Below are 25503 nucleotides of genomic sequence, written 5' to 3'. Positions count from 1 at the left end.
GGCGCTGGCTAGAACACCACATCCAGGGACAGGGTGAACAGGTTCATCGAGCCGTCCCAGTCCGGTGTTTCCTGCCGGAAGAGGAAGATCGAATCCGGGCTGCCCCGGATGAGGTCCACCTGAGCCTTGAGCGCCATGTTCGGGCGGAAGTCCCAGCGTGTGCCGATCAGCAGGGTGCGGTGGTCGCTGTGGAAGTCGGCCTGGTAGAGGTCCGTGACGCCGGGGATCGGATGCTTGAGGTCCTTGGCCTCGGACTTGACCATCGACAGGCCGATGAACGGCGTCCAGTCGCCGATGCGGTAATTCAATGCGAGATAGCCCGCCCAGGTGTCCTGGAAGGTGCCGTGGTCGTTGTGGGTTCGGCTCAGCATGAACTGGGTCTGCAATGGCCCGCGGTCATGCACGATACCCAGGGAACTGAACTGGGACCACCGGTCTGCCACCCGCAACTCGTTCGCCGTGGCCGCCGGCAGGGTGCGGTAGAAGGCGTCCAGCGGCAGGTCGTTGGCGAAGCGCACCCCGACATGGACGATACGGGCCTGAAGGTCGCCCAGATAGTATTCCACATAGCCGCCCAGCAGCAGCGAGCCGTCCAGGTCGAAACGCAGGTCGCCGAACGGGGACTGTTCGCGGCTCTCGCCGCCGAACAGCTTGCCCTTGAGCAGGCCGCCGGCAAAGGGATGGGTCACGGCCAGGTCCATGCCGTCGACATAGTTGAAGGGCAGGGTGCCGTAGTAATCGGAGGGCGGGCGCACGGTATTGAACGAATAGCCCACCCAGCGCGAATCGCTAAGCATGTAGAACTCGGTGCCCAACCTGCCGGCGCGCAGGGTCCAGACCGGGTCCGGCGAGAAGCCGACGAAGGCCCAGGTGATCTCCGGGGTGTAGGTGCCATCGTAGCGGTAGCGCGAGATGCCTTGAACCACCGCCTCCAGCGTCGGGCTGAAGCGGAGATTGCCCTGCAGGCCGATGAGACTGTCGCTGGTCAGGCTCCATGCATCGGTGATGCCGGAGGGCTGGGATAGGTCGCGCACCGGTTCGGCCGAACCGTCGCTGGAGCGGGACGCGGCCAGGGTGCCGAAGCCGTGCAGGGAGAGGTCCACGGCCGCCGTCTGCAACGGCATCAGCAGCGCCGCGCACAACAGACCCGGGGTAACGAGCACGCGCGTGCGCGATGCGATGCTCATGTTGGCTGCCTGAGTCAATCCGAAGCCCTTGCGTCGCTCACAGAACGGTGACGCCAATGATACATCATTCCGGGCGTCATTGAACCCGACCGGCGATCCGGGTGCGGTGTGTCGCCTGGCAAGGATGTGCTGAAACAACCAGTGTGCCGCGGCAGCGGTCCTGTTTGGTCGTCCCGAGCGGGCGAAGAGCGCAGCGCTGTCTATACTGGAAGGTGTGGTTACGCCCAGCGGCCGGCGACCGGCGGCTGGAAGCTTGAGTCTCAAAAATCCCATGCTGAATCCATCACCCTCCCGGATCGCTGCTGCTGTTGAGCGCTCCCTGGCCCGGCTCGGGCGCGACCCGAGCCTGGTGCTGCAGCATCTGATCGCGCTGCAGCAGACGTTTTCCTTTGTGCCGCCGGCGGGCATCGATCGGCTGGTCGCCGCCCTGGGGGTCACGCGGGCGCAGATCCTGGCCGCCATCGACTTCTATGCCTTCCTGCACCTGGCGCCGCGGGGCGACTACGACATCCTGTTCAGCGATAACATCACCGACCGCATGCTCGGCAACGGACGGCTGATGACGCAGCTCTGCCAGCTGCTCGGCATGTCCCCCGGCAGCACCCGGGCGGATGGACTGGTCAGCGTCGGTCTGACCTCCTGCACCGGGATGTGCGACCAAGCCCCGGCGATGCTGGTCAACGGCCTTGCGCTGACGCGGCTCGATGATGCGCGTATCCGTCGCATTGCTGCGCTGGTCGACACCCGGGTGCCGCTGCCGCATTGGCCGCAGGCGTTCTTTGCCGTCTCCAACAACGTCCATCGTCCGGGGCTGCTGCTGTCCGATCTGGAGCCGCGCGACGCGGGTCTGGCTGCGCTCAGGCAGCAGGGTCCGGATGCGGTGCTCGCCGAGATCGAGCGCGCCGGCCTGCGCGGTCGGGGCGGCGCCGGCTTCACCACGGCGCTGAAATGGCGCTTCTGCCGCGAGGCCGCGCATCCGGAGAAGGTCGTCGTCTGCAACGCCGACGAAGGCGAGCCCGGCACCTTCAAGGACCGGGTGCTGCTGACCTCCTATGCCGATCTCGTCTTCGAGGGGATGACCCTCTGCGCGGGCATCATTGGTGCACGCGAAGGTTTCCTCTACCTGCGCGGCGAGTACCGCTATCTACTGGAACATCTGGAGGCGGTGCTGCAGCGCCGGCGCGAGCAGGGGCTGCTGGGGCAGGGGATGGCGGACACGGGGACTGACTTCGACATCCGCATCCACCTGGGAGCGGGCGCCTACATCTGCGGCGAGGAATCTGCGCTGATCGAGTCGCTGGAAGGCAAGCGTGGCGTCACCCGCAAGCGCCCGCCCTTCCCGGTCACCGAGGGCTATCTGGAACGGCCGACGGTGGTGAACAATGTCGAGACCTTCCTCGCCGCCGCCCGCATCGCCGAGCACGGCGGTTACTGGTTCCGCAGCGAGGGCACCGACAGATCCGCCGGCAGCAAGATCCTGAGCGTCAGCGGGGATTGTGAACGGCCGGGCATCTACGAGTACCCCTTCGGCACCAGCATCGCGCGGGTGCTCGGCGACTGCGGCGCCCAGCGGACCCAGGCGGTACAGGTGTCCGGCGCCGCCGGGGCCACCCTGGGGGTCGACGAGTTTCAGCGCGTGCTGGCCTTCGAGGATCTGCCCACCGCCGGCTCCTTCATGGTCTTCGACGACAGCCGCGACCTGATGGAGATGGTGCGCAACTTCGCGGACTTCTTCGTGCACGAGAGCTGCGGCTTCTGTACCCCCTGTCGGGTCGGCGGCAAGCTGCTGCGCGATCTCGTCGAGAAGGTGGCGGCCCGCAAGGCCTCGCGGCACGACCTCGACGAGATGCGCCGGATCGCCGACGTGATGCGCCGCGCCAGCCACTGCGGCCTGGGGCACACCGCGCCAAACCATGTGCTGAACACCCTGGACAAGTTTCCGCAGATCTACGCGTCCAGGCTGGCAAGTGCTGACCATACGCCGGCCTTCGATCTCGACGCCGCGCTCGCCGAGGCTCGCGCCCTGACCGGCCGCGACGATGTCGGCGCGCATATCGCCGCGGACGTGGGTTGCTGAATGCCGTCGCCTGTCGATTGGCGGGTGAATTGCTCGGCTCATGCATGTCTCATCGGGAGGAACGATGGCAGAACACAGCACCTTCAGGCTCGACGGTCGGCCGATCCCGTTCGCACCGGGACAGACCATCATGGATGCCGCGCTGGCGGCGGGGGCCTATATCCCGCATCTGTGCCATCACCCGGAGTTCGCTCCCCACGGCAGTTGCCGGGTGTGCGTGGTGTGCGCCGATGGGCGCGAGGTGTCGGCCTGTACGGCACCGGCGGCCAAGGACATGGAGGTGGAAAGCCAGAGCGAGTCGATCCGTGCCCTGCGGGTCTCGATCCTGCAGATGCTCTTCGTCGAGGGTAATCATGTCTGTCCGGCCTGCGAGAAGAGCGGCGCCTGTCAGCTGCAGGCGGTGGCCTATGACTGCGGCATGCTGGAGCCGCACTTCACGCATTTCTTTCCGCGCCGCGCCGTCGATGCCTCACATCCCGATGTGATCCTCGACTATAACCGCTGCATCCTCTGCGAGCTCTGTGTCCGTGCCAGTCGCGACCAGGACGGCAAGCGGGTCTTCGCCATCAGCGGGCGCGGCATCGGCAGCCGGCTCATCGTCGACTCGCCCACCGGCCGACTCGGCGACAGCCGCTTCGCGATCACCGACAAGGCGGCCCATGTCTGCCCCGTCGGCGCCATCCTGCCCCGCCGCGGCGGTTACCGGGTGCCCATCGGTGAGCGTCTTTACGATCGCGCGCCCATCAGCCGCGTCGGCGATGTGGCGGCCAACGAGGAGGCATGAGCATGGATACCCGTGTCCGGCCAAAGCTGCGCGTGGCCACCACGTCCCTTGCCGGCTGTTTTGGCTGTCACATGTCGCTGCTCGACATCGACGAGCGCCTCATCGATCTGGTGGAGCTGGTGGAGCTCGATCGCACGCCGCTCACTGACATCAAGACCATCGGTGACTGCGACCTCGGCCTCATCGAGGGCGGTGTCGGTAACGCCGAGAACGTTGAGGTCCTGCGCACGTTCCGCCACCACTGCAAGGTGCTGGTGGCCGTGGGCGCCTGCGCCGTGAACGGTGGCATTCCGGCCATGCGCAACAGCTTCGCGCTGAGTGATTGTCTGGAGGAGGCCTATATCGATGGTGTCGGCCTCTATAACCAAGGGATACCCAACGACCCCGAATTGCCGCTGCTGCTGAGTCAGGTGCATCCCATTCACGAGGTGGTCAAGGTGGACTACTTCCTGCCCGGCTGTCCGCCCTCCGCCGATGCCATCTGGACCTTTCTGACCGAGCTGCTGGCGGGCAAGCCCATCGGCTTTCCCTACACGCAGATTCACTATGATTGACCATCACGGATCGCACGACCATGCCCAGCCAACTGGAAACCGCATCGCATCCGCAAGGCCTGAAGCGCGTCGCCATCGAACCGGTGACGCGGGTGGAGGGGCACGGCAAGGTGACGCTGCTGCTGGATGAGGACGATCATGTGCAGCAGGCGCGGCTGCACATCGTGGAGTTCCGCGGCTTCGAGAAATTCATCCAGGGCAGGCCCTTCTGGGAGCTCCCCGTCCTGGTGCAGCGGCTCTGCGGCATCTGCCCGGTCAGCCATCACCTGGCGGCAGCCAAGGCCTGCGATCGGCTGGTCGGGGTCGATCAGCTGACGTCGACGGCGGAGAAGGTCCGCCGGCTGATGCACTTCGGCCAGATCCTGCAGTCCCATGCGCTGCATTTCTTTCATCTGTCCTCGCCGGACCTGCTGTTCGGCTTCGATGATCCGGTGGCCCATCGCAACATCATCGGTGTGCTGGACGCCCATCCGGACATCGCCCGCCAGGGGGTCTTGTTGCGCAAGTACGGCCAGGAGGTGATCCGTATCACCAGCGGCAAGCGGATCCATGGCACAGGCGCCATCCCAGGCGGCGTGAACAAGGCCGTTTCGGCGTCCGAACGCGACTTGCTGCAGGCGGACATCGGCCAGGTGGTGCAGTGGGCGGTGGACGGCGTAGCCCTGATGAAGCGCCTGTTCGGGGCAAATGCGGCAGCGTTTCAACGGTTCGGCACCATCGATGCCAACAGCCTGAGCCTGGTGCGTCCTGACGGCGAGCTGGAGCTCTATCACGGTGGCTTGCGGGCGCGGGATGCTACCGGGTCGGTGCTGTTCGACCATGCGGACGTCGCTGATTACCAGGATCTGCTGGCCGAGCAGGTCAAGCCCTGGAGCTACATGAAGTTTCCGTTCATCCGGGCGCTGGGGCCTGAGGCTGGCTGGTATCGGGTCGGCCCCCTTGCGCGGGTGGGCAACTGTGATGCCATCGACACGCCGTTGGCGGAGCGCGAGCGACAGGAGTTCGTCGCCATGGGGCAGGGGCGGCCGGTCCAGGCGACCTTGGCTACCCACTGGGCGCGGCTGATCGAGTTGCTGCATTGCGCCGAAGCGATCGAACGGCTGCTGCAGGACCCCGACCTTGGCGGTCGTGATCTGCTGTTGCAGGGCGAGCCGCGACGGCTGGGCATCGGGGTCATCGAGGCCCCGCGTGGCACCCTGTTCCATCACTACGAGATCGACGCTGACGGCCTGGTGCGCAAGGCCAACCTGATTGTCTCCACCACGAACAACAATCAGGCCATGAACGAATCGATCCGGCAGGTGGCATTGGACGAACTCGACGGTCGGCGTCTGACCGAGCCACTGCTCAACCGCATCGAGGTCGCCATTCGCGCCTATGATCCCTGCCTCTCCTGCGCCACCCATGCCCTGGGCAAGATGCCGTTGGAGCTGGAGTTGCTGGATGCCGACGGTGCCGTGCTGGATCGCCTGCGCAAGCGTGCCGATGGAAACATTGTCGACGACGGCCATTGTTCGGCCGCGTCATGAGTGATCCGCGAAAAAGAATCCGCGCAGCCGTTGCCCCTGCATTCCTCACTGAGAACCCCGATGGAAACCGGACTCAGGCCCATGCGCCTTGAGGTAATGGGCGCAGTGGCCCCGACGCTGGTGTTCGGGATCGGCAATCCGTCCCGCGGCGATGATGCGATCGGGCCGCTGCTCGTTGAGCGTCTGGCGGCGTTGAAGGACATCCGGCGACCGGATGGGCAAGGACTCACCGACGTTGATCTGTTGACGGACTTTCAGCTCCAGCCCGAGCATGCGCTCGACCTGCGGGGCCGCAGGCGGGTGTTCCTGGTCGATGCCAGCCAGGATCCCTCCGCCCCCTGGACCCTGGAGGCGCTGATGCCGCAGAACGGCCTGTCCTGCAGCACCCACAGCACCACGCCGGGGGGCCTGCTCGCGGTCTATTCGCGTCTGTACGGCCGGCCACCGAGCACCTGGCTGCTGGCGGTGCAGGGTGAGGGCTTCGCGTTGGGGGCGGGGCTCACGACGGTCGCACAGGCAAACCTGAACGCCGCGTTGCAACACCTGCTGCACGTCCTTGGGTCTGACGTCGGCACCCGATGAGTCGCGGGCTTTGCCCTGCAGGGTCGCTGTTCCCTATACTGCCTGGGGTTCGGCAGCGCCTTCCCGGCTGTCGACGACAACTGCGGTGCATGGCGATTTGCGGCCACAGCTCGGAAATCCATGCCCACCGGCGAGAACACGATCAAAAGACGCGGAGGAGCGACAGAGCATGTTACGCAAGGCTGGATTGACGGGCATGGCCATTGCCGTGGTGCTGGCGGGGGGGTCCGCCGCCGCCGTGGACATGGGCGAGATGATGAACCCTTCCAAGATGATGAATCCGTCGAAGTGGTTCGGTGGCAACAAGGACGATGAGCCCCCGCGCGACATGGTGCCGCCGCCGGGGTACGGCCAGATGCCGCCGCAGGGCTACGAGCAGATGCCGCCGGCGGGGTACGGCCAGATGCCGCCGCAGGGCTACGAGCAGATGCCGCCGTCGGGGTATGGCCAGATGCCGCCGCAAGGGTACGGCCAGATGCCGCCGCAGGGCTACGAGCAGATGCCGCCGCAAGGGTACGGCCAGATGCCGCCGCAGGGCTACGAGCAGATGCCGCCGGCGGCGTACGGCCAGATGCCGCCGCAGGGCTACGAGCAGATGCCGCCGCAAGGGTACGGGCAGATGCCACCCCAGGGCTACATGCCGCCGTCCGGCTATCCGCCCGCCGGCTACGGCGCCCCGGGATACTACGGACCTGGTCCTGGTTATGGCCCCGGTTATGGCCCGGAAGAGGAAAAGAGCGGCATGAATCCGATGAAGATGATGCCGAATCCCATGAAGATGTTTGGCGGCAACAACGACTGACGCCAAAACAGACGTTTTCTTCACAAGGGCTTGGGCGTCAGTGTCCAGGCCCTTTTTTTGCCGGCGCAGCCATCGGGCATTCAGGGGTGGCCCTCAGAGGGGGATTCAGGGGCACACACAGGGGGCATCGTGACCGGAAACATCCCGGCGTTCGCGTCGCCTGTGTCCTCCATGCCGTCGGTGTCCGTGATGATGGACCCAGGCTCAGCCGCCGGTCACGGGCGGGAAGAAGGCCAGCTCGTCGCCGTCGGTGAGAGTCGTCTCCGGTCTGGCCATCTCCTGATTGACGGCGCATAGCAGTGTTTTGGATGGTGCCAGGGCCTCGGCCCAGGGGGTGCCGCGCTGTCGCAGGTGCTCCAGTATATCGCCGACGCAGCGGCTGTCGTCGAGCGGGAGCGACTCGCCGTCAGTGCCGAGCCGCTCGCGCAGGCTGGCGAAATAGCGGATCTGGATCATCGCGCCAGCTCGCCCATGGGAATGAACTGCACCGGATCACCGCTGCGGATGGTGCGGCCCTCGGGGACTACCACCAGTCCGTTGGCCCAGACCAGCGAACTCAGTGCCGCCGACGAGCGGCTGGGGAAGACCTGGACCCGGGGTTCGCCGTCCTGGTCGAGATCGAGGCGTGCGCGTTGGTATTCGCGCCGCTTGTCGGGCCTTGGCGAGTCGAAGTCCGCGCGCGCGCGGATGTACCGTGGCGCCAGATCGCCGTCAACCCCCTGCATGCGCTGGATGAAGGGGCGCGCAAACAGCCCGAAGGTAACGAACAGCGACACCGGGTTGCCGGGGCTGCCAATGAACGGCGTCTCGCCGATATGGCCGAAGGCCAGCGGCTTGCCGGGCCGCATCGCGATCCGCCACAGGTCCAGGCGGCCGAGTTTCTGCACCGCCGGGCGCACATGGTCTTCTTCGCCCACCGAGACGCCGCCGCTGGCAAGCACCAGGTCAGCCTGACCGGCCGCGCGCTGCAACGCCTCGACGGTTGCGTCCAGGGTGTCGGCGACGATGCCCAGGTCGATCACCTCGCAGTCCAGGGTCTCCAGCAGGGCGCGCAGCAGGAAGCGATTGGAGTTGTAGATCTGCCCCGGCGACAGGGGCTCGCCGGGCATGCGCAACTCGTCGCCGCTGGCGAAGATCGCCACCCGCAGCCGGCGATAGACCGGCAACCGCTCCACGCCTGCGCCCGCCGCGAGTCCCAGGTGTTCCGCGGCCAGCCGGATGCCGGCAGTGAGGATGACATCGCCGGCGTGGCACTCTTCGCCGCGGCGCCGGACATTGGCGCCGGGCTGGATCCGGGCGAGCGCTGCGGTCGGGATGATCAGGCTGTCGCCCTCGGTCTGGCAGATCTCCTGCACCACCACGGTGTCGGCGTTGGCCGGTACCGGTGCGCCGGTGAAGATGCGCGCGGCAGTGCCCGGGGCCAGGGGCTGGCCGCAGTGTCCCGCGGCAATGCGCTGGGCGATGCGCAGCCGCCGCCCGGTCGGTGCCGGGCCGGAAGCAGGCTCGGGCTGCACCAGATCCGCATGCCGAATGGCGTAGCCGTCCATGGCGCTGTTGTCCCAGCCCGGCAGGTCGACGCGGCTCGGCACCGGTTCGGCCAGGATCCGGTTGCGGGCCTCGGCGGTGGGGATGTCTTCGACATCTGTCAGGGGGCGGGCGTGGTCCAGCAGCAGGGCGAGCGCCGCCTCGACGGCCAGGGGGGGCGCTACCGGGCCGGTGTCGCAGTCGTTGGCAGCGGCGTGTTCAGGCTGTTTCATGTCCGTTGAGTCGACCCATTGCAGACGTAGGTTGGGTATTTGCGCCTTGGGTGTCGGCCTGCGGGACCTGACGCTATCGCTGAAGGCGGCAGCGATCAGGACTCGCGAAAACGCTCGATCAGCTGCGCAAAATTGCACGGCCTGGTACGGCTGTCCAGCTGTGCCGCCAGGATCTGCTCCCAGGCGGTGCGGCAGGCTCCGGTGGAACCGGGCAGGCAGAAGATCAGGGTGCCGTTGGCGAGCCCGGCGACGGCCCTGGACTGGATGGTGGAGCTGCCGATGTCCTGATACGACAGCTGCCGGAAGAGTTCGCCGAAGCCGTCGATGGACTTGTCCAGCAGCGGCGTCACCGCTTCCGGCGTGCTGTCGCGACCGGTGATGCCGGTGCCGCCGGTGCTGATGATGACGCCGATGGCCGGGTCGGCGATCCAGTTGGAAAAGACGGCGCGCAGGGCGTAGACGTCGTCGGGCACGATGGCCTTTGCACGCACCTGGTGGCCGGCAGCAGTGGCGCTGTCACGCAGCAGGTGACCTGAAGTGTCGTTGGCCTCGGTGCGGCTGTCGGACACGGTGAGGATGGCGATGTCCAGCGGCAGGAAAGGGGCGTTGTCCGGGGTTTTGCTCATGGCGTGCGGCGGTCTCTGTATCGATCGGTCCGGCAGTCAGATGACAAGGGTCTTGGGATATGCTGATTTATCCGGCATGTCCCGTGCGGGGCAGGAGTCCCCGCCATTTTTAGCAGCGTAAGCCGCTGAAAATGAAGCGATTCGGAAACCGCGTTTTCGAATCGCGTGCTGGTTTTTGGCCTGGCTCGGATCAGGGTGGCCAATAAGTCAGCGTCTCCCTAGAACCACTTGGGCAGCAGGATCAGGCCCCAGATCGTAGCAACGAAGACCAGGCTGGTGAAGACCGCCGCCGAGGCGATGTCCTTGGCGCGTTTCGACAGCTCATGGCGCTCCAGCCCCACCCGGTCGACGTTGGCCTCGATGGCGGAGTTCAGCAACTCGACGATGAGCACCACCCACAGGCTGCCCAGCAGCAGCGCGCGCTCCACCGGGGTGTCGCCGAGCCAGAGGCCCAGGGGTATCAGCGGGATCAGGGCAAAGAGTTCCTGCCGGAAGGCCGCCTCGGAGCGGAAGCAGGCCTGCAGCCCCATCATCGAGTAGCCGAAGGCACGGATCAGGCGGGCCCCGCCCCGGGCGCTGCCGTTTGCCATGATGCGCTCAACCAGACTCGGCCGGCCGCCAGGCCAGGTCGAGGTGCCGGGCCGCACGCACGTCGTCGAGCCGGCGTACCGGCAACCGGTGAGGCGCCTCCTTGAGCAGCTGCGGCTGTTGCTCGGCCTCCGCGCGGATGGTGGTCATGGCATCGACGAAGCCGTCAAGGGACTCCTTGTCCTCGGTCTCGGTGGGCTCGATCAGCAGGCACTCCGGCACCAGCAGCGGAAAGTAGGTGGTCGGCGCGTGGTAGCCATAGTCCAGCAGGCGCTTGGCGAAATCCATGGTGTTGACGCCGAAGTTCTTTGCCTCGTGTTTCAGAGTGACGATGAACTCGTGACTGGCGCGCCGCTCGGGATAGGCCAGCTGGAAGCCGGCCGTGCGCAGCCGGGCCATCAGGTAGTTGGCGTTCAGCGCGGAGTAGTCCGCCACGCGGCGCATGCCTTCCGCCCCGAGCATGCGGGCGTAGATGTAGGCGCGCAGCAGGATGCCCATGTTGCCGCCGAAGGCGGTCAGCCGACCGATGCTGTCCGGGCGGTCGCCTTCGGCCTGCCAGTGGTACTCATCGCCGTCGCGCACCACCAGCGGTACCGGCAGGTAGGGTTCCAGCCGTTTGGAGACACCCACCGGACCGGCACCGGGCCCGCCGCCGCCATGGGGCGTCGAGAAGGTCTTGTGCAGGTTCATGTGGATGACGTCGAAGCCCATGTCGCCGGGGCGCACCTTGCCGAGGATGGCATTGAGATTGGCCCCGTCGTAATAGAGCAGGCCGCCGGCGTCGTGCACGGTGTGGGCGATGGCCTGGATGTTGCGATCGAACACGCCCACCGTGCTGGGGTTGGTCAGCATGATGCCGGCGGTCTGCGGGCCGACGGCGCGGCGCAGCGCGTCGATGTCCACGTCGCCATCGGCGCCGGTGGGGATCTCGCGCACGTCGAACCCGGCCATGATCGCCGATGCCGGGTTGGTGCCATGGGCGGCATCGGGCACCAGGATCTCGCGCCGGTCGGTGTCACCGCGGGCGTCGTGGTAGGCGCGGATCATCATCACGCCGGCCAGCTCGCCCTGGGCGCCGGCGGCAGGCGCCAGCGAGACCCCGTGCATCCCGGTCACCGCCTTGAGCATCTCCTGCAGCTCGAACAGGCAGGCCATGATGCCCTGGCTGTGGCTCTCCGGTGCCGCCGGATGGCGCGCCAGGAAACCCGGCAGCGACGCCAGGCTGTTGCAGGCGCGCGGGTTGTACTTCATGGTGCAGGAGCCGAGGGGGTAGAAGTGGGTGTCGATGGAAAAATTCTTCTGCGACAGCCGGGTATAGTGGCGCACCGCCTGCAGCTCCGACACCTCCGGCAGGGCGGCGCGACGCTTGCGACGCAATGCCGCTGGCAGGCCGTCGGCATCGGAACGGGCGCCTGGGGCCTGGGTGGATTCCGGGATGGGCGCCTGGAGCGGGGCTTGGGCGGTGGCCCGGCGGCCGGGTCGGGAGAGGTCGTGGATCAGCATGGCGGCGTGTCGGATCTCGATGCGGCAGCGGGTTGGAGGGTGAGCGTCAGAACTTGGGTTCCACCGGGCAGCGAGCCTGGGTGCGCGTGGCGATGACCCGGGCCAGCTTGTCGTGATAGGCGTCCAGATCGTCGTCGGTGCGGACTTCAGTTGCGCAGACCAGCAGCGCCGGCTCCAGTTCGGGGTAGTCGGGCCCCAGGTCGAAGCCGCCGAGGATGTTGTGCGCCGCCAGGGAGCGCAGCACGTCGGCGGTGGGGGCCGGCAGCCGCAGCGCGCGTTCGTGGAACACCGGGCGGTCGAACAGCGGCTCGACGCCGGGGATCTCACACAGCCTGTCGCTGAGCTTGCGGCTGTTGGCATGGCAGGCGGCGGCCACGCGCTCCAGACCCTCGGCGCCAAGCAGGGCCATGTGGATGGTCGCGGCGGTGACCAGCAGCCCCTGGTTGGTGCAGATGTTCGAGGTCGCCTTGGAGCGGCGGATGTGCTGCTCCCGCGCCTGCAGGGTCAGGGTGAAGCCTTCCTGGCCGTCGGCGTCCAGCGTCTTGCCGGCAATGCGGCCGGGCAACTGCCGCACGAAGGCGTGCTTGCAGCACAGAAAACCGAGATAGGGCCCGCCGGACGCCAGTGGCATGCCCAGGGGCTGGCCTTCACCGCAGGCGATGTCGGCGCCCGCCGTGCCCCAGTCGCCCGGGGGTGACAGCAGCGCAAGGGCGACCGGATTCACCACGCCGATGACCAGCGCATTACGCGCATGGGCCCAGTCGGTCAGTTCGTCGACCTCTTCCAGCACACCGAAGAAGTTGGGCTGGGGGATCACCAGGGCAGCGAATTCGCCTCCCGCCGCGGCCTCCAGTTGCTCCACCGTGGTGTGGCCGCCGGCGCGATCGAAGGGTACTTCAACCAGTTCGATGCCCTGATGCCGGACGATGCTGCGCACCGTGCGCCGATAGGCCGGATGCAGATTGCGCGGCAGCAGCACCCGCGGTGACTTCACCTTGCGGTTGGCGCGGACCGCCATCAGCACCGCCTCGGCCAGCGCCGATGCGCCGTCGTAGAGCGAGGCGTTGGACACGTCCAGACCCGTCAGTGCGGTCATCATGGACTGGAACTCGTAGAGCACCTGCAGGGTGCCCTGGCTGGCCTCGGCCTGGTAGGGCGTGTAGGCGCTGTAGAACTCACCACGGGTGGTGATCTGCCACACGGCGGCCGGGATGTGATGCTCGTAGGCACCGGCGCCGATGAAGCAGAGCGGCTGGCCGTCCTCGCGGGCACGCGCCTGCATCACCCGGCTGATGTCCATCTCGGACACGCCTGCGGGCACGCCGTCGAGGTCCTTCGCACGCAGTTCCGGCGGGATCTCGTCGAACAGATCGTCGATGCGATCGACGCCAATGGTCGCCAGCATGGCGGCGACGTCGTCTTCGGTGTGGGGGATGAACGGCATCGGTTCTGCTCGCTCAGGCCTCGGCGGCCAGGGTCGCTTCGTAGGCCGCAGCGTCCAGCTGGCCGGCCAGTTCCGACGCATCGGCCAGTTTCAGCCGGAAGATCCAGCCGTCGCCGTAGGGATCGCTGTTGATGGTCTCGGGGGCGTCTTCCAGCAACGGATTCACCTCCACCACCTCGCCGCCGACGGGGCTGTAGATGTCGGAGGCGGCCTTGACCGATTCCACCACCGCGCAGGCGTCCTTGGCCGCGAGCTGGCGGCCAGCCTCCGGCAGTTCCACGAAGACCAGGTCACCCAGTGCCTCCTGGGCGTGGTCGGTGATGCCGATGGTGGCGGTGCCGTCGCCGTTGTCCTTGATCCACTCGTGGCTGTCGGTGTACTTCAGGTCTGCGGGGATGTTGCTCATGGGCGGGCTCCGATGGGGTTGTGGGTGCGCCCGGACGCATCACGGGGCCTGGGCAGCAGCTAACGGAATCGATTACAGGATAGATTGGTCGGTCTCAGTCAAAGCGAGATCCGGCTCTTGCCGTTGCGCACAAAAGGCGGCTTCACCACCCGCGCGGCGACGGGCTTGCCGCGGATCTCCACCGCGCAGTCCTCGCCGATGCCGGCGTCCACCCGCGCCAGCGCGATGGAGCGCTGCAGCGTGGGCGAGAAGCCGCCGGAGGTGGTCTCGCCGGCTGGACGGCCGTCGATGAGTACGGTCTGATGGCTGCGCAGCACGCCGCGGCCGGTGAGAAGCAGGCCGACTACGCAGGAGAGGTCCTGGGCGTTGCGCCGGGTCTCCAGCGCCGCGCGTCCGATGAATGCCCGGTCCGCCGGCTCCCAGGCCACGGTCCAGCCCAGACCGCTGTTGAGCGGGTCGGTGTCCTCGTCCATGTCCTGGCCATAGAGGTTCATGCCGGCTTCCAGGCGCAGGGTGTCGCGGGCGCCCAGGCCGCAGGGCACCACCCCGGCGTCCAGCAGGCCGCGCCACAGCGCCACCGCCCGGTCCGCCGGCAGCAGGATCTCGAATCCGTCCTCGCCGGTGTAGCCGGTGCGGGCCACCAGCCAGCCGTCGTGCTCCACCGCATGGAAGGGCTTCAGCGCCAGCGACGGCTCACGCACCGCCTGCGGCAGCAAGGGTGCGGTCTTCTGTCGCGCCTGGGGGCCCTGGATGGCGACCATGGCGAGGTCGTCGCGACGGCCGATGGTGACGTCGAATGGGGTCGCCTGCTGGTTGATCCAGTCCAGGTCCTTGCCGGCAGTGGCGGCATTGACGATCAGCCGGTAGCGGTCGGCGCCGAGGAAGTAGCAGATGAGGTCGTCGATGACGCCGCCGTTGGGGTTGAGCATGCAGCTGTACAGCGCCTTGCCCGGCTCCCGCAGCTTGTCGACGTCATTGGCCAGCAGCATACGCAGGAAGGCCCGGGCATCCGCTCCGGTAATGTCCACCGGTTGCATGTGGGAGACATCGAACATGCCCGCGTCGCGACGGACGGCGTGGTGTTCGTCGAGCTGGGAGCCGTAGTGCAGCGGCATCTCCCAGCCGCCGAATGGGACGATCCTGGCGCCAAGGCGCTGGTGTTCATCAAACAATGGTGTTCTGGAACCCATGAGCGGGCCTCGCGGTCGGGCCGGCGGCCGAAAGCCGTCCGGGGCGTTGGACAAGACGAACAGGGTCGGCGCACCTGTGCTGCCGCTCCTCGGTCGCCCCTCTGTCCTGGACCTGAGAGTTTGCATTGGCCGCCGCATCAGGCGGCCTGCTGCCCCGTCGGTGGGCCGCGCTGAGCGGCCGCTCTCCAGAGTCGGTTCGTGAGCCGGCGGTCCTTTTGCCTGAGCGATTCCGGGCGGTGTTGCGCCTTCGGCGCCGCTGCCGTCCGGTAACCGGTCGTCAGCGGTCTCTCCCGCGGGCTCGAATCCGAACCGAGACTATAGCGACGCCAGCGAGGCTTGCCAAGTGATGCGTGGACAATTCGGCACTCGGCTGTCGGCTGATGCTGGGGCAACGCGTCAGGGGCCAGTCGTCAGGGAGCGGCCCGTCAGGTGCCGTGCGCTCAGGCCTCGTCCCGCTTCGGCTTGGGGCGGTGGAAGGCCAGGCCGCCGCAATCCGCGCAGGGCGGGATACGGCCGGTTCGGGTGAAGTGGGTTTCGGCGCCGCACTTGTCGCAGACCAGGGTGCCGGGCCCGGTGATCTGGCCAGCCTGGTAGAGGCCGGCGCGGCGCGCGCGCTCTGCCCACTGGCTCAGCTGCAGGCTGGTTTGGTCCGCCACGCTGGTGAAGGCGTCGAGCATGCGCCGTTCCATCAGCTGCAGGTCGAAGTGCCACCAGTCGCGCAGGTCCTCGCCGGTCTCGGCGATGTAGTTGGCGGCATCCTCGATGTCGCGCTGGACATAGTCGGCGACCTTGTTTGCCTCCTCGCGGGTCAGTTCGCCGAGTTCCACCATGTTGTCGCGCACCTGTTCCAGCATGTGCTGCATCTTCGGCGCCGACTCGCGGGCCTCGCGAATCGCCTCTTCGGTGCCCTTCAGCATCCGCTCGTAGGCCTCCACCAGATAGTCGGCTGCATGTTCCTTGTGCTCGCCGTGTTTGCCGGGATCGTTCATGGCTCTCTCCTCGCGTGGTGGTGCGTCATCGGCTGTCATCGCCAGTGGCGTATTCGTCGAATCTTGCCACAAGTCTGGCCGATGTGGCGCAAAGTACAAGGACGACGGGGTGGAAACGCGAAATCTCGCCTGCGATGGGTATAACGCGGCGCCCGTGCGGGGTAGACTGCAGGGTTGTTTTCGACCCCGAGCCCACGCAGCAGCACCGCCATGACAGAGAATCAGCCAGCAGAGCCGGTCACCCCGGCTGGACCAGAGCGCGACATCGCGCTGTTCGCCACCTTGCTCGGCGAGGTGTTGCGGGAACACAGCCGCAAACGCGTGCTGGTGGTAGTGGAGCGGCTGCGCGACGGTTTCCTGACCCTGCGCGAGCACGACGACGAGGCCCTGCGGGGCAAACTGATGAAGCGGATCGACGGCCTGGATCCGCAGACCCTGTCCGAGGTGATCCGCGCGTACACCATCTATTTCTCCCTGGCGAACATCGCCGAGGAGGTGCATGGCTTCCTGCAGCGCCGCACTACGGTCAGTGCCGGTGGCCGGCTCTGGCGTGGCTCCTTTGATCACACCCTGCGCCAATTCGCTGAAGAAGGGGTCGCGGCGGAGGCATTGCAGACGCTGTTTGACCGGCTCGCCTACCTGCCGGTGTTCACCGCTCACCCCACCGAGGCCAAACGTCGCACCACGCTGGAGACCCAGCGGCGGATCTTCCTGCTGGCGCTGGACCTGCACCGGCACAAGCTGAACCAGGAGGAGCAGCAGGATCGGCTGGGCGAGATCCTGAGCGAGATCCAGATCCTGTGGAAGACCGACGAGGTGCGGGTGCACAAGCCGCAGGTCACGGACGAGGTGCGCCAGGGGCTGTACTTTTTCCATGAGTCCCTGTTCCATGTGCTGCCGCAGGTCTACCGCAACCTGGAGCGTGCGGTGCGGCGTTTCTATGGCCATGAGGCCGGTATCCAGGTGCCGAGCTTCATCGCCTTCGGCTCCTGGATCGGCGGCGATCGCGACGGCAACCCCTTTGTGAAGCCCGAGACCACGGAACTGGCGGTGCGCATGCACTGCGAACTGGTGCTGGACGAGTACCTGACCCGTGTCGGGCGGCTGACCCGCGTGCTCAGCCACTCCAGCGCGCTGTGCGAGCCGTCGCCGGAATTCCTCGACAGCCTGGACGCCGACGAGGACTACTGGCTCGGCCCCATGGGCCAGACCCAGCGCCGCTACTTCCACGAGCCCTACCGGCGCAAGCTGGCCATCGTCAGTCACCGGCTGCGGGCGAGCCTGGCGCGGGTGCGGGCGCGCATCGACGGCGTGGAACACTCGGCGCAGATGGCCGAGGGCTACACCGATGCGCAGCAACTGCTCGACGACCTCTACCTGATTCGCGACTCCCTGATCAGCCACGGCGATGCCAATGCCGCCGACGGGCCGCTGAAGGATCTGATCCGGCTGGTGGAGAGCTTCGGTTTCCATCTGATGCGGCTGGATGTCCGCCAAGAGTCCGGGCGCCACACCCAGGCCATAGTGGAGCTGTTTGCCCGCCAGCCCGGTGCGCCTTTCTACGGCGCCTTCAGCGAGGAACAGAAGCGGCTGGCCCTGGCCGAGGCCATCGCCCATCCGCATCCGTTCCACATCGACAAGGCCACCCTGACCCCCGAGACCCGCGAGACGCTGGAGGTGTTCGAGGTCATGGCCCGCATGCGGGCGGAGATCAGCGAGGACGTCTTCGGCGCCTATGTCATCTCCATGACCCACAGCGCCAGCCATGTGCTGGAGGTCATGCTGCTGGCGCGTCTGGCGGGGCTGGCCGGGCGCACCAACGGCGGCACCGCGGGCTGGTTCTGCAACATCCGCATCGCGCCGCTGTTCGAGACCATCGAGGACCTCGGTCAGATCGACGCGGTGATGTCGGCCTTGTTCGACAACCCCACCTATGCCGCGCTGCTGCAGGCCTCGGGCAATCTGCAGGAGGTGATGCTCGGTTATTCGGACTCCTGCAAGGACGGCGGCATCCTGTCGTCCGCCTGGAACCTGTACGAGGCGCAGGAAAAGATCATGGCCCTGGCGCGCCGCCATGGCATCGACTGTCGGCTGTTCCACGGCCGCGGTGGCACCGTGGGCCGTGGCGGTGGTCCCACCCACGAGGCCATCCTGGCGCAGCCGGACGACACGGTGCATGGCCAGATCAAGTTCACCGAGCAGGGCGAGGTGCTGTCCTACCGCTACGCCAACCCTGAGACCGCGCTGTACGAGCTGACCATGGGCATCAGCGGCCTGATCAAGGCCAGTCGTTGCGTGATCGAGCCGCCGCCGCCGCCGCGCAAGGACTTTCTCGGCATCATGGCCGAGCTGGCGCGCCTGGGCGAGGAGGCCTACCGCGAGCTGGTCTGCGGCACCGAAGGCCTGATGGACTACTTCTATGAAGTGACCCCGGTGGACGCCATCGCGCTGCTCAACATCGGCTCGCGCCCGTCGCACCGCAAGAAACGCGACCGCTCCCTCGGCTCCATCCGGGCCATCCCCTGGGTGTTCGGCTGGGCCCAGTCGCGGCACACGCTGCCGGCCTGGTACGGCATCGGCAGCGCCATCGAGCGCTGGCGCGGATCCGACGTGGAGCGCCTGGCCAAGCTGCAGCGGATGTACCAGGAGTGGCCGTTCTTTCGCGCCATCCTGAGCAACTCGCAGATGGCCCTGTACAAGGCCGAGATGCACATCGCCCACGAGTACCTGCGCCTGGCCCGGGATCCGGCCCGCGCCGAGGTGCTCTACAACACCATCGCCGAGGAGTATCAGCGCACGGTGACCCAGGTGCTGAACGTCGCCGGCCTGCTCGGGCTGATGGCGGAAACGCCGGACCTGCAGGTGTCGCTGGCGCGGCGCAACACCTACCTCGACCCGCTGAACCATGTGCAGATCGCCTTGCTGGAGCGTTACCGACAGGAGGGGGCGGCGGAGGAACGCGAGCAGTGGCTGGACCCGCTGCTGCGCTCCATCAACGCCATCGCCGCGGGCATGCGCAACACGGGCTGAGCCGGTCGACGGCCAGGTTGCGGGCCCGGCCGCTGGTCCGGTTGCGGGCCAGGTTGCCTGTCAGGTGATTGGCGGTGCCCTCGGCACTCCCTGCTCGGTGATCAGCGTTCGCAGCATCCGAAGCGCCAGGTCGGCAGCACCAGGGCCTCGTCGAACAGGTACTCTGCCTGGATGCTGGTGCATTTCCGCCAGCTGTGAGGGCGCGAACGCGGCAGCAGCCGTTTTCTGCACCGGCTGTTTCCGCGTGGCGGGCCGCAGAAGCAGGGCAACCGCTGGGCCGGGCTGCTGCGCACCAAGGGCGAGCGCTGAGTCCGGGCACTGATTCCGAGCACTGAGTCCGAGCGCTGAGTCCGAGCACTGATTCCGAGCGCTGAGTCCGGCTAGTGCGGCGGGGCGGCGGCGCGCCGGTCGATGCGCTGGATGGCCTGGTCGATCTCCGGCGCCTTGCCCGGATCCAGTCGCCGGGCTTCGACCAGCGCGGCCTTTGCCAGCGCCGGGCGTTGCGTGTGCAGGTAGGCGAAGGCGAGCCCGATGAAGGCGGGGGCACGCGCACTGTCCGGCACTGCCGGAATGGCAATGGCCTGCCGGAATTGCGCGATGGCCGCGTCATGGCGTTGCGCCAGCAGCAGGGCGCCGCCGAGGCGCGTCTGTGCGACGGCGGAGTCCGGCTCCAGGTCGATGGCTTGCCGCAGGGTCGCGATGGCGCCTTCGATGTCCTGCTGCTGCAGTTGCGTTTCCGCCTGGCGGACCAGGGCAGCGACACTTGGCGAGGATTGTTCCGCGGCCAGGCTGACGCTCGGGCTGGTGGCCAAACTGGCGACCAGCAAGATCGCGCAGGCCGCGGTGATGTTCGACGGGGTCTTGGGCATGGCATGAGCTCCGTGCAGGGCGGGGCATCCCTGCCCCGTGATGAAGCGCCGACGGCGTCGACGGGCTGGCCAGGGTCGATGGCCCCGGGCTACTTCAGCGAGCCCTTGCCGTAGCGTGCCTCGAAGCCCTTGCGGACCTTGTCGATCTGGTCCTTGCTCATGCCGTTGAAAAACCAGTCATGGCCTTCGATAGGCTTGAAGTGCGCTTCCAGCAGGGCGACGGCGACGGCGTCGTTGCCGTCCTTCTTGCTCACCACGTCCTTGAGCTCCGGAATCCACTTGAAGTAGGTGTGCTGTGCCACCTCGTAGATGCCGTGCCACCAGGTGTAGTCGGGGCCCATCATGGCCGCTCCGTGGCGCGCCCGCCGGCCCTCGTGGTGCCAGATCTCCCACCAGGTCCATTCGATCTTGTCGTCGAACGGCGCCGGCGTGATGTAACCGCCCTCCTTGAGCTTGCCCATGACCGCGGCGATGGGGCGGGCGAATTTCTCGTTGTAGAGCTCGACCACGTCGTCGAACTGCTTGTAGTGGCCCTCGATGACGCTGAGCTCATGGCAGCTGTAGCAGACGCCTTCCATGTTGCTGCGGCGGTCCTTCCAGGTCAGCACCTCAATCACGGTGGAGCCCTTGGCCTGATCACCCACCGCCGGCACCGGCTGGCCCTCGGGCACGTCGAACTCGTTGCCGTCTTCCAGCTTCACCAGATTGAGCTTGGTGGAGATGGGCGGACGCAGGGTCCAGGAGATACGCTCGCCGACATTGTGGGTGGACGGCTCGCTGGGCGATGCGCTCATGTGGCAGGTGGCGCAGGTGGGGGCGGCGCTGTAGTCGACGCCGGCGACCCATTTGTCCGACTCCAGGTTCATCTCGTCGACCTTGGCGCGGTAGATGATGCCGTGCTTGGACTCGTTGTAGACCTCGATCTGCGGGTGATCCGGGCCCACGTGACATTTACCGCAGGTGTCCGGCGTGCGTGCCTGGGCCTTGCTGAAGCGGTGGCGCCCATGGCAGGCGGTGCAGGAGCCCAGACTGCCGTCCGGGTTGATGCGGCCAATGCCGGTGTTCGGCCAGCTGCCGGGCAATGGGCGTCCCTTGTCGCGGCCCTTGTCGACGAACTCCAGCGTGCCGCCATGGCACTGCTTGCAGCCGGCGTTGACCGCGGCCGGCCCGCCGACCACTTCGCCCAGCAGATTATCGAGCGAGCCGAGGATCTGTCCGCCCTTGGCGTGATGGGAGCCGTCCATCTCCTCGAATTCCTTTGTGTGGCAGTTGGAGCAGTCTTTCGGCGTGACGATGATGGACACGAAAGTGCCCTCGTGTCGCCAGGCGTCCACGTCGGTCTCGGCCGCCTGGTGGCAGTCGAGGCAGGTCACGCCGTTCTGGCCGTGCTGACTGTGATTCCACTCCCAGTACAGCCCGGGATTCTCCGTCATGTGGCAATCGACGCATTCCTGGCCCTTGGGGTCGCCCCAGTCGACGCCGGGCTGGCCGGCGGGACGGACCGCATGGGCGGCGCTGGTCGCCAGCAGCATGCAGGCGGCGAGGGCGAGGCTGCCTCGCCATGCGCGGGTCGGGGGTCGGCTTGCGCCTTGATTCGCAGTGGACATGACACACTCCTCTTTGTGGGCTTGGGCATCGGATCCCGGTCGGAGAGCGGGCCTGTCCGCCAGGCGGAGGCGTCGCTTCCAGGATGGACTGTGTTGGGAATCGGGTTGACAAACCTTGATTTCCCTCAAAACCGGAAGGGGAAACGATGGCCATTGACATATGTCAATGCTGGCGTGCCCTGTCTTTCCGGGCCGTCGCCCAGCCCTGTGCCACTGGGCCGGGAAAATCGAAAAGGCGCGCGTAACGGGTATACTCGTGCCGGTATTGGCGCGCGCAGGGGGTCACATGCAACGCGGGACACACACAGAGCGCTGGCCACCGCCGCCCACGGAGGCGGCCGACGGCCTGGAGGTCTATCTGGTCGGCGGCGCGGTGCGCGATCGGTTATTGGGCCTGCCGGTGGACGAGCTGGACTATGTCGTCATCGGCGCCACGGCCGATGACATGCGTCGGCGCGGCTTTCGGCAGGTGGGCAAGGACTTTCCGGTGTTTTTGCACCCCCACAGCAAGGACGAATACGCGCTGGCACGGACCGAGCGCAAGACCGCTCCCGGCTACCATGGCTTTGCGGTGCATGCGGATCCCTCCGTGACCCTGGAGCAGGACCTGGAACGCCGCGATCTGACCATCAATGCCCTGGCGGAAGACCCCCAGGGGCGCATCATCGACCCTTACGGTGGCTGTGCCGATCTCGAGCGACGCCTGCTGCGACATGTCTCGCCGGCCTTTGCCGAGGACCCGGTGCGCATCCTGCGCACCGCGCGCTTCGCCGCCCGCTATGCCGAGCTGGGTTTTCGCGTGGCGCCGGAGACGCAGGCGCTGATGCGTTCCATGGTGGCCGCAGGGGAGGTGGATGCGCTGGTGCCGGAGCGGGTCTGGCAGGAACTGGTGCGCGCCCTCGGCGAGGCGCGGCCGTCCGTGTTCTTCGGCGTCCTGCGCGATTGCGGCGCCCTGGCGCGGCTGCTGCCGGAACTGGACCGCCTGTGGGGCGTGCCGCAGCCTGCCCGCTGGCATCCGGAGATCGACACCGGGGTGCACGTGATGCTGGTGCTGGACATGGCGGCGCGCCTGTCACCCTTGCCGGAGGTGCGCTTCGCCGCTCTCTGCCACGACCTGGGCAAGGGCACCACGCCGCTGGAGATCCTGCCGCGGCACCATGGCCACGAGGAACGCAGCGTCGACCTGCTGGAGGGGGTTTGCGCCCGGTTCCGGGTGCCCAGGCGCTTCTGTGAGCTGGCCCGCATCACCGCCCGCTACCACGGCAAGGCGCACAAGGTGGCGGAATTGCGCGCCAGCACCGTGCTGAACCTGTTCGAGGGGGCGGACCTGTTCCGGCGTCCGGAGCGCTTCGAGCAGATGTTGCTGGCCTGTGAGGCGGATTACCGCGGTCGGCAGGGCTTCGAGGACCGGGCCTACCTGCAGGGTGGCCTGATGCGGGAGTACGCCGACGCGGTGCGTGCCATCGACATCGGTGCCATCGCCCGGGCGTGCGTGCAACCGGGGGATATCCAGTCGGCGGTCCACGACGCGCGGCTGCAGGCCATTCGCACGGTACGTCGCCGTGTCGGCCCCCTGCCGGAAGCGGGTTGAGCGTCGAAGAAAACGCCGGATGAGCCAGCGTTTTCATGGTGCTGCCCGATCGGGCCTTCCGGGTCAGAAGGCGGTCTTGGCGTTGAGGTACTGCAGCAGTCCCAGCAGACCGCCCTTTACTGCGTAGACGTTGTCAAAGCCGATGTTGCGGAGCGCAGTGGCGATGACGGTGCTGCGAATGCCCGCCTGGCAGGTCAGCACGACCTTTCTGTCGGTCGGTATCCTGGCCAGGCTCTCGGGCTTGAAGATCTCGTCCATGGGGATGTTCAGCGAGCCAGGATAGGTCAGGGACACGATGGACTGCTCCTGACGGGTGCGCACGTCGATCAGCACCATGGGCTCGTTGTTCTTGATCGCCGCGACAAGCTTGTCCGGCGGGATCAGGTGCATGGCCTTCGGCACCTGTTGTTCGTGGAAGCCGGCGAAGAACTGTTCGTAGGTCTTGGCCATGCCCTCGTCATAGGCCAGTGCCGGCGGGATCAGCAGACAGCCGGCGATGAACAAACCCAGCATGCGTTTCAGTTTCATCGGTTTACCTCCGCAGCGGTCTGAATGGCCGCCTACGTATAAGTATAGGCTTATGGAGCGAATGCGGGTGGAATGGCTACGGTAGTTCCTGCCTGTCGCCCACCGGCGGTTGATGGCCGGATTGCTCAGAAACGTGCGCGGATGTAGCCGAGGGCCTTGCTGATGGGCAGTTCGATGTTGGACGGTCCGGTGCGGATCAGGAAGGATTCGCCGTTCTTGTGGCGCAGAAAGACCGGGCCGTCCGCCGGCTCGCACTGAACCGCGGCGATCTGCCTGCCTTCGAGCTGGAACAGGCCGAAGTGCAGGAACCGGTTGTATTCCGGCCCGATATGCTGGTTGATCAGGTTCTTGTAGTGCAGCTGACGCTTGTCGTCGTTGTCGAAGGCATCCGCGGTCAGTCCCAGCACCTCGCCGTCGTCGGCGACGCCCATCAGCAGGATGCCGCCTTCGGTGTTCAAAAAGGCGGTGACCCCCTTGAGCCAGGCCAGCTCGATCTCCTTGCCGGGTTTGCCGGTGTGCAGGTTGGTGCGCATGGTGGACTTGAGTTCCAGATGCGTGCCCTCGCCGCGACCGATCAGGTCGTACAGGTCGCGTTGCGGATCGTCCGGATCGAGTCGGGTCTTGGGCTGTGCCTGCAGTTCCCGGCCGTACTTGCGGACAACCAGCAGGGCCAGGCCGATGCCGAGCCCGAGGATGGCAGCGCCAAGGCCGGCGACCAGCGGCCACCGGCTCTGCAACGCTCCCAGGGCCGGCGAGGAGGCGATAGCGACGCCGACCCAGACGCTGTCGTTGTCCGGATGCAGCGGCACGAAGCCGCCCCACCAGCGCCGACCGCCGCTCTCGAAGCCGACCAGTTGCCCGTCGGGCTCGCCGGCGGCGCGCCAGGCGGCCACGGCCTCGAAGGCCAGGGTGCCGCCCTGCTGGCGCTCTGCGCTATAGAACCCGCGCTCTGCGCTCGCCTGGGCCCGATCGGAGTAGACACCGCCGTCAGCGCTGAACAGGAAGCCGTGGCCGTGCCGGCCCAGATCCAGCCGGTCGATGGCCGCGATGATGCGCGCCAGGGTCAGGTCGAAGGCGGCAACGCGCACATCGCCGGCATCGCGCCAGGCGACGGACACGGTGGTGCCCGGTACACCACTGGAGGCGAAGCGGTAGGGCGGGCTCCAGACCACCGCGCCCTGGTCGCCCTGCAACGCATTCAACGCCAGGCGGAACCAGGGACGCTGCCGCGGATCGTAGGGCCCTTGTTCGACCCAGGAGCGCTCCGGCTCGCCGGCTGCGGACCAGCGCGTGAGGGTGAATCGGGCCTCGCCGGCTCCGTCAGGCGCTTGCCGGCCTGAAACGCGCTCACCATTGGCAATGTTGACCGGCAGGCGCTCCCGGGTGATCCAGCCGTCCTGGTCCCGACGCAACAGATAGTCCGCGCCGGTGGTGTCGGCAAAGATGCCCCCGGCGATCTGCGGGATGTGTCGCAGGGTCGGCATCAACAGCGCGTTCAGGGCCTGCCGATCCGCGGGCGTGCGCGCCGTGTCGCGCAGGGCATCCTGCAAGATCAGCAATTGCTGGCGTACCGGCGTCAGCAGGCCGAGCATCTCGTCACGCACCAGGCTGGTGGCGGCGCTGATGCGCTCCTCTGCCAGGCTCTGCTTGATGTCGTTGATCAGCAGCGCGCCGGCGGCGATCAACGCCCCCGTCGTGACCAGCAGCAACAGCAACAGATCGCGAAACAGGTGCGAGCGCAAGCGCGTGGACGGGGCGTGGAGCAGAGGGCGCAGCTTCATGGCGTGTTGGCGGGCGGGTCGGGTCAGAGCGCTGGACTCATTGCGCTGGGCGCAGCGTACCGGGCACGGAGCACCGGGC

The 25503-nt window shown here is 67.1% G+C and carries 22 protein-coding genes and 1 riboswitch; of the genes, 8 read left to right on the top strand and 14 right to left on the bottom strand.

All coding sequences use genetic code 11. The features are described 5' to 3' along the window. Positions 1–8: 8 nt before the first annotated feature. Positions 9–1187 carry a hypothetical protein gene (locus tag F2Q65_RS07500; protein ID WP_150091997.1) on the bottom strand — a complete coding sequence of 393 codons (1179 nt, stop codon included), beginning with the start codon at positions 1185–1187 and terminating at the stop codon, positions 9–11. A 271-nt stretch (positions 1188–1458) separates the two neighbouring features. Here F2Q65_RS07500 and F2Q65_RS07495 point away from each other — a divergent pair, with 271 nt between their 5' ends. The 6 genes from F2Q65_RS07495 (at position 1459) to F2Q65_RS19630 (ending at position 7515) form a co-directional block, all read left to right on the top strand. After that, positions 1459–3264 (top strand): NADH-ubiquinone oxidoreductase-F iron-sulfur binding region domain-containing protein, encoded by a 1806-nt coding sequence (locus tag F2Q65_RS07495; protein WP_150091995.1) that lies wholly within the window; start codon positions 1459–1461, stop codon positions 3262–3264. Positions 3265–3328: 64 nt separating this feature from the next. After that, positions 3329–4048: a 2Fe-2S iron-sulfur cluster-binding protein gene (locus F2Q65_RS07490; protein WP_150091993.1), complete on the top strand. Its 720-nt coding sequence runs from the start codon at positions 3329–3331 to the stop codon at positions 4046–4048. 2 nt (positions 4049–4050) lie between these two features. Next, positions 4051–4602 (top strand): NADH-quinone oxidoreductase subunit B family protein, encoded by a 552-nt coding sequence (locus tag F2Q65_RS07485; protein WP_150091991.1) that lies wholly within the window; start codon positions 4051–4053, stop codon positions 4600–4602. Positions 4603–4622: 20 nt separating this feature from the next. Then, the gene (locus F2Q65_RS07480) at positions 4623–6131 is read left to right on the top strand and encodes a Ni/Fe hydrogenase subunit alpha (RefSeq protein ID WP_150091989.1); all 1509 of its coding nucleotides are present in this window, start codon (positions 4623–4625) and stop codon (positions 6129–6131) included. Positions 6132–6212: 81 nt separating this feature from the next. Then, on the top strand, positions 6213–6713 hold the full coding sequence (locus tag F2Q65_RS07475; RefSeq protein WP_211353985.1) for a hydrogenase maturation protease: 501 nt from the start codon (positions 6213–6215) through the stop codon (positions 6711–6713). 169 nt (positions 6714–6882) lie between these two features. Then, on the top strand, positions 6883–7515 hold the full coding sequence (locus F2Q65_RS19630; protein WP_211353984.1) for a hypothetical protein: 633 nt from the start codon (positions 6883–6885) through the stop codon (positions 7513–7515). A gap of 204 nt (positions 7516–7719) precedes the next feature. Here F2Q65_RS19630 and moaD read toward each other — a convergent pair whose 3' ends face one another. The 9 genes from moaD to F2Q65_RS07425 all read right to left on the bottom strand — a co-directional run bounded on the left by moaD (position 7720) and on the right by F2Q65_RS07425 (position 16018). Beyond that, positions 7720–7971 (bottom strand): molybdopterin converting factor subunit 1, encoded by a 252-nt coding sequence (moaD, locus tag F2Q65_RS07465; protein ID WP_150091987.1) that lies wholly within the window; start codon positions 7969–7971, stop codon positions 7720–7722. Continuing rightward, a complete protein-coding gene (locus tag F2Q65_RS07460; protein WP_150091986.1) occupies positions 7968–9272 on the bottom strand; it encodes a molybdopterin molybdotransferase MoeA in 1305 nt (434 codons plus the stop codon). Before F2Q65_RS07460 ends, moaD begins: the two co-directional genes overlap by 4 nt. Before the next feature lie 95 nt (positions 9273–9367). Further along, complete coding sequence (moaB, locus tag F2Q65_RS07455; RefSeq protein ID WP_150091984.1) at positions 9368–9898, bottom strand: molybdenum cofactor biosynthesis protein B; 531 nt, start codon at positions 9896–9898, stop codon at positions 9368–9370. A 218-nt stretch (positions 9899–10116) separates the two neighbouring features. After that, a complete protein-coding gene (locus F2Q65_RS07450) occupies positions 10117–10488 on the bottom strand; it encodes a diacylglycerol kinase (protein ID WP_150091982.1) in 372 nt (123 codons plus the stop codon). 7 nt (positions 10489–10495) lie between these two features. Continuing rightward, positions 10496–11989: an aminomethyl-transferring glycine dehydrogenase subunit GcvPB gene (gene gcvPB / locus F2Q65_RS07445; RefSeq protein WP_150091980.1), complete on the bottom strand. Its 1494-nt coding sequence runs from the start codon at positions 11987–11989 to the stop codon at positions 10496–10498. 46 nt (positions 11990–12035) lie between these two features. Continuing rightward, complete coding sequence (gene gcvPA, locus F2Q65_RS07440; RefSeq protein WP_150091978.1) at positions 12036–13433, bottom strand: aminomethyl-transferring glycine dehydrogenase subunit GcvPA; 1398 nt, start codon at positions 13431–13433, stop codon at positions 12036–12038. Positions 13434–13446: 13 nt separating this feature from the next. Beyond that, the gene (gene gcvH / locus F2Q65_RS07435; protein ID WP_150091976.1) at positions 13447–13839 is read right to left on the bottom strand and encodes a glycine cleavage system protein GcvH; all 393 of its coding nucleotides are present in this window, start codon (positions 13837–13839) and stop codon (positions 13447–13449) included. 98 nt (positions 13840–13937) lie between these two features. Continuing rightward, complete coding sequence (gcvT, locus tag F2Q65_RS07430) at positions 13938–15029, bottom strand: glycine cleavage system aminomethyltransferase GcvT (protein ID WP_150091974.1); 1092 nt, start codon at positions 15027–15029, stop codon at positions 13938–13940. Between the two features lie 197 nt (positions 15030–15226). Continuing rightward, positions 15227–15332: riboswitch (glycine riboswitch) on the bottom strand. 137 nt (positions 15333–15469) lie between these two features. Then, on the bottom strand, positions 15470–16018 hold the full coding sequence (locus tag F2Q65_RS07425; protein WP_150091972.1) for a zinc ribbon-containing protein: 549 nt from the start codon (positions 16016–16018) through the stop codon (positions 15470–15472). Between the two features lie 210 nt (positions 16019–16228). Here F2Q65_RS07425 and ppc point away from each other — a divergent pair, with 210 nt between their 5' ends. After that, positions 16229–19048: a phosphoenolpyruvate carboxylase gene (ppc, locus tag F2Q65_RS07420; RefSeq protein WP_150091969.1), complete on the top strand. Its 2820-nt coding sequence runs from the start codon at positions 16229–16231 to the stop codon at positions 19046–19048. A 380-nt stretch (positions 19049–19428) separates the two neighbouring features. Here the strand turns inward: ppc and F2Q65_RS07410 are convergent, their stop codons facing one another. Both F2Q65_RS07410 and F2Q65_RS07405 read right to left on the bottom strand, forming a co-directional pair. After that, positions 19429–19917, bottom strand: coding sequence for a tetratricopeptide repeat protein (locus F2Q65_RS07410; protein WP_150091967.1), 489 nt, complete (start codon positions 19915–19917; stop codon positions 19429–19431). 89 nt (positions 19918–20006) lie between these two features. Then, on the bottom strand, positions 20007–21524 hold the full coding sequence (locus tag F2Q65_RS07405; RefSeq protein WP_150091965.1) for a multiheme c-type cytochrome: 1518 nt from the start codon (positions 21522–21524) through the stop codon (positions 20007–20009). Positions 21525–21810: 286 nt separating this feature from the next. Between F2Q65_RS07405 and F2Q65_RS07400 the strand changes: the two genes are divergently transcribed. Beyond that, positions 21811–23115, top strand: coding sequence for a multifunctional CCA addition/repair protein (locus F2Q65_RS07400; RefSeq protein ID WP_150091963.1), 1305 nt, complete (start codon positions 21811–21813; stop codon positions 23113–23115). Positions 23116–23178: 63 nt separating this feature from the next. Here F2Q65_RS07400 and F2Q65_RS07395 read toward each other — a convergent pair whose 3' ends face one another. Both F2Q65_RS07395 and F2Q65_RS07390 read right to left on the bottom strand, forming a co-directional pair. Continuing rightward, positions 23179–23643: a rhodanese-like domain-containing protein gene (locus F2Q65_RS07395; RefSeq protein ID WP_150091961.1), complete on the bottom strand. Its 465-nt coding sequence runs from the start codon at positions 23641–23643 to the stop codon at positions 23179–23181. A 125-nt stretch (positions 23644–23768) separates the two neighbouring features. Then, positions 23769–25424, bottom strand: coding sequence for an RNA-binding domain-containing protein (locus F2Q65_RS07390; RefSeq protein WP_150091959.1), 1656 nt, complete (start codon positions 25422–25424; stop codon positions 23769–23771). Between the last annotated feature and the right edge of the window lie 79 nt (positions 25425–25503).

The sequence above is a fragment of the Thiohalocapsa marina genome, from assembly GCF_008632335.1.
GTDB lineage: Bacteria > Pseudomonadota > Gammaproteobacteria > Chromatiales > Chromatiaceae > Thiohalocapsa > Thiohalocapsa marina.
The sequence above is the reverse complement of the archived record's forward strand: the minus strand, read 5'-3'. Positions and strand labels throughout refer to the sequence as shown.

Excerpts from the sequence above, each read along its gene's own strand:
- F2Q65_RS07500 (WP_150091997.1), bottom strand. The coding sequence starts at position 1,187 with ATGAGCATCGCATCGCGCACGCGCGTGCTCGTTACCCCGGGTCTGTTG.
- F2Q65_RS07495 (WP_150091995.1), top strand. The coding sequence starts at position 1,459 with ATGCTGAATCCATCACCCTCCCGGATCGCTGCTGCTGTTGAGCGCTCC.
- F2Q65_RS07490 (WP_150091993.1), top strand. The coding sequence starts at position 3,329 with ATGGCAGAACACAGCACCTTCAGGCTCGACGGTCGGCCGATCCCGTTC.
- F2Q65_RS07485 (WP_150091991.1), top strand. The coding sequence starts at position 4,051 with ATGGATACCCGTGTCCGGCCAAAGCTGCGCGTGGCCACCACGTCCCTT.
- F2Q65_RS07480 (WP_150091989.1), top strand. The coding sequence starts at position 4,623 with ATGCCCAGCCAACTGGAAACCGCATCGCATCCGCAAGGCCTGAAGCGC.
- F2Q65_RS07475 (WP_211353985.1), top strand. The coding sequence starts at position 6,213 with ATGCGCCTTGAGGTAATGGGCGCAGTGGCCCCGACGCTGGTGTTCGGG.
- F2Q65_RS19630 (WP_211353984.1), top strand. The coding sequence starts at position 6,883 with ATGTTACGCAAGGCTGGATTGACGGGCATGGCCATTGCCGTGGTGCTG.
- moaD (WP_150091987.1), bottom strand. The coding sequence starts at position 7,971 with ATGATCCAGATCCGCTATTTCGCCAGCCTGCGCGAGCGGCTCGGCACT.
- F2Q65_RS07460 (WP_150091986.1), bottom strand. The coding sequence starts at position 9,272 with ATGAAACAGCCTGAACACGCCGCTGCCAACGACTGCGACACCGGCCCG.
- moaB (WP_150091984.1), bottom strand. The coding sequence starts at position 9,898 with ATGAGCAAAACCCCGGACAACGCCCCTTTCCTGCCGCTGGACATCGCC.
- F2Q65_RS07450 (WP_150091982.1), bottom strand. The coding sequence starts at position 10,488 with ATGGCAAACGGCAGCGCCCGGGGCGGGGCCCGCCTGATCCGTGCCTTC.
- gcvPB (WP_150091980.1), bottom strand. The coding sequence starts at position 11,989 with ATGCTGATCCACGACCTCTCCCGACCCGGCCGCCGGGCCACCGCCCAA.
- gcvPA (WP_150091978.1), bottom strand. The coding sequence starts at position 13,433 with ATGCCGTTCATCCCCCACACCGAAGACGACGTCGCCGCCATGCTGGCG.
- gcvH (WP_150091976.1), bottom strand. The coding sequence starts at position 13,839 with ATGAGCAACATCCCCGCAGACCTGAAGTACACCGACAGCCACGAGTGG.
- gcvT (WP_150091974.1), bottom strand. The coding sequence starts at position 15,029 with ATGGGTTCCAGAACACCATTGTTTGATGAACACCAGCGCCTTGGCGCC.
- F2Q65_RS07425 (WP_150091972.1), bottom strand. The coding sequence starts at position 16,018 with ATGAACGATCCCGGCAAACACGGCGAGCACAAGGAACATGCAGCCGAC.
- ppc (WP_150091969.1), top strand. The coding sequence starts at position 16,229 with ATGACAGAGAATCAGCCAGCAGAGCCGGTCACCCCGGCTGGACCAGAG.
- F2Q65_RS07410 (WP_150091967.1), bottom strand. The coding sequence starts at position 19,917 with ATGCCCAAGACCCCGTCGAACATCACCGCGGCCTGCGCGATCTTGCTG.
- F2Q65_RS07405 (WP_150091965.1), bottom strand. The coding sequence starts at position 21,524 with ATGTCCACTGCGAATCAAGGCGCAAGCCGACCCCCGACCCGCGCATGG.
- F2Q65_RS07400 (WP_150091963.1), top strand. The coding sequence starts at position 21,811 with ATGCAACGCGGGACACACACAGAGCGCTGGCCACCGCCGCCCACGGAG.
- F2Q65_RS07395 (WP_150091961.1), bottom strand. The coding sequence starts at position 23,643 with ATGAAACTGAAACGCATGCTGGGTTTGTTCATCGCCGGCTGTCTGCTG.
- F2Q65_RS07390 (WP_150091959.1), bottom strand. The coding sequence starts at position 25,424 with ATGAAGCTGCGCCCTCTGCTCCACGCCCCGTCCACGCGCTTGCGCTCG.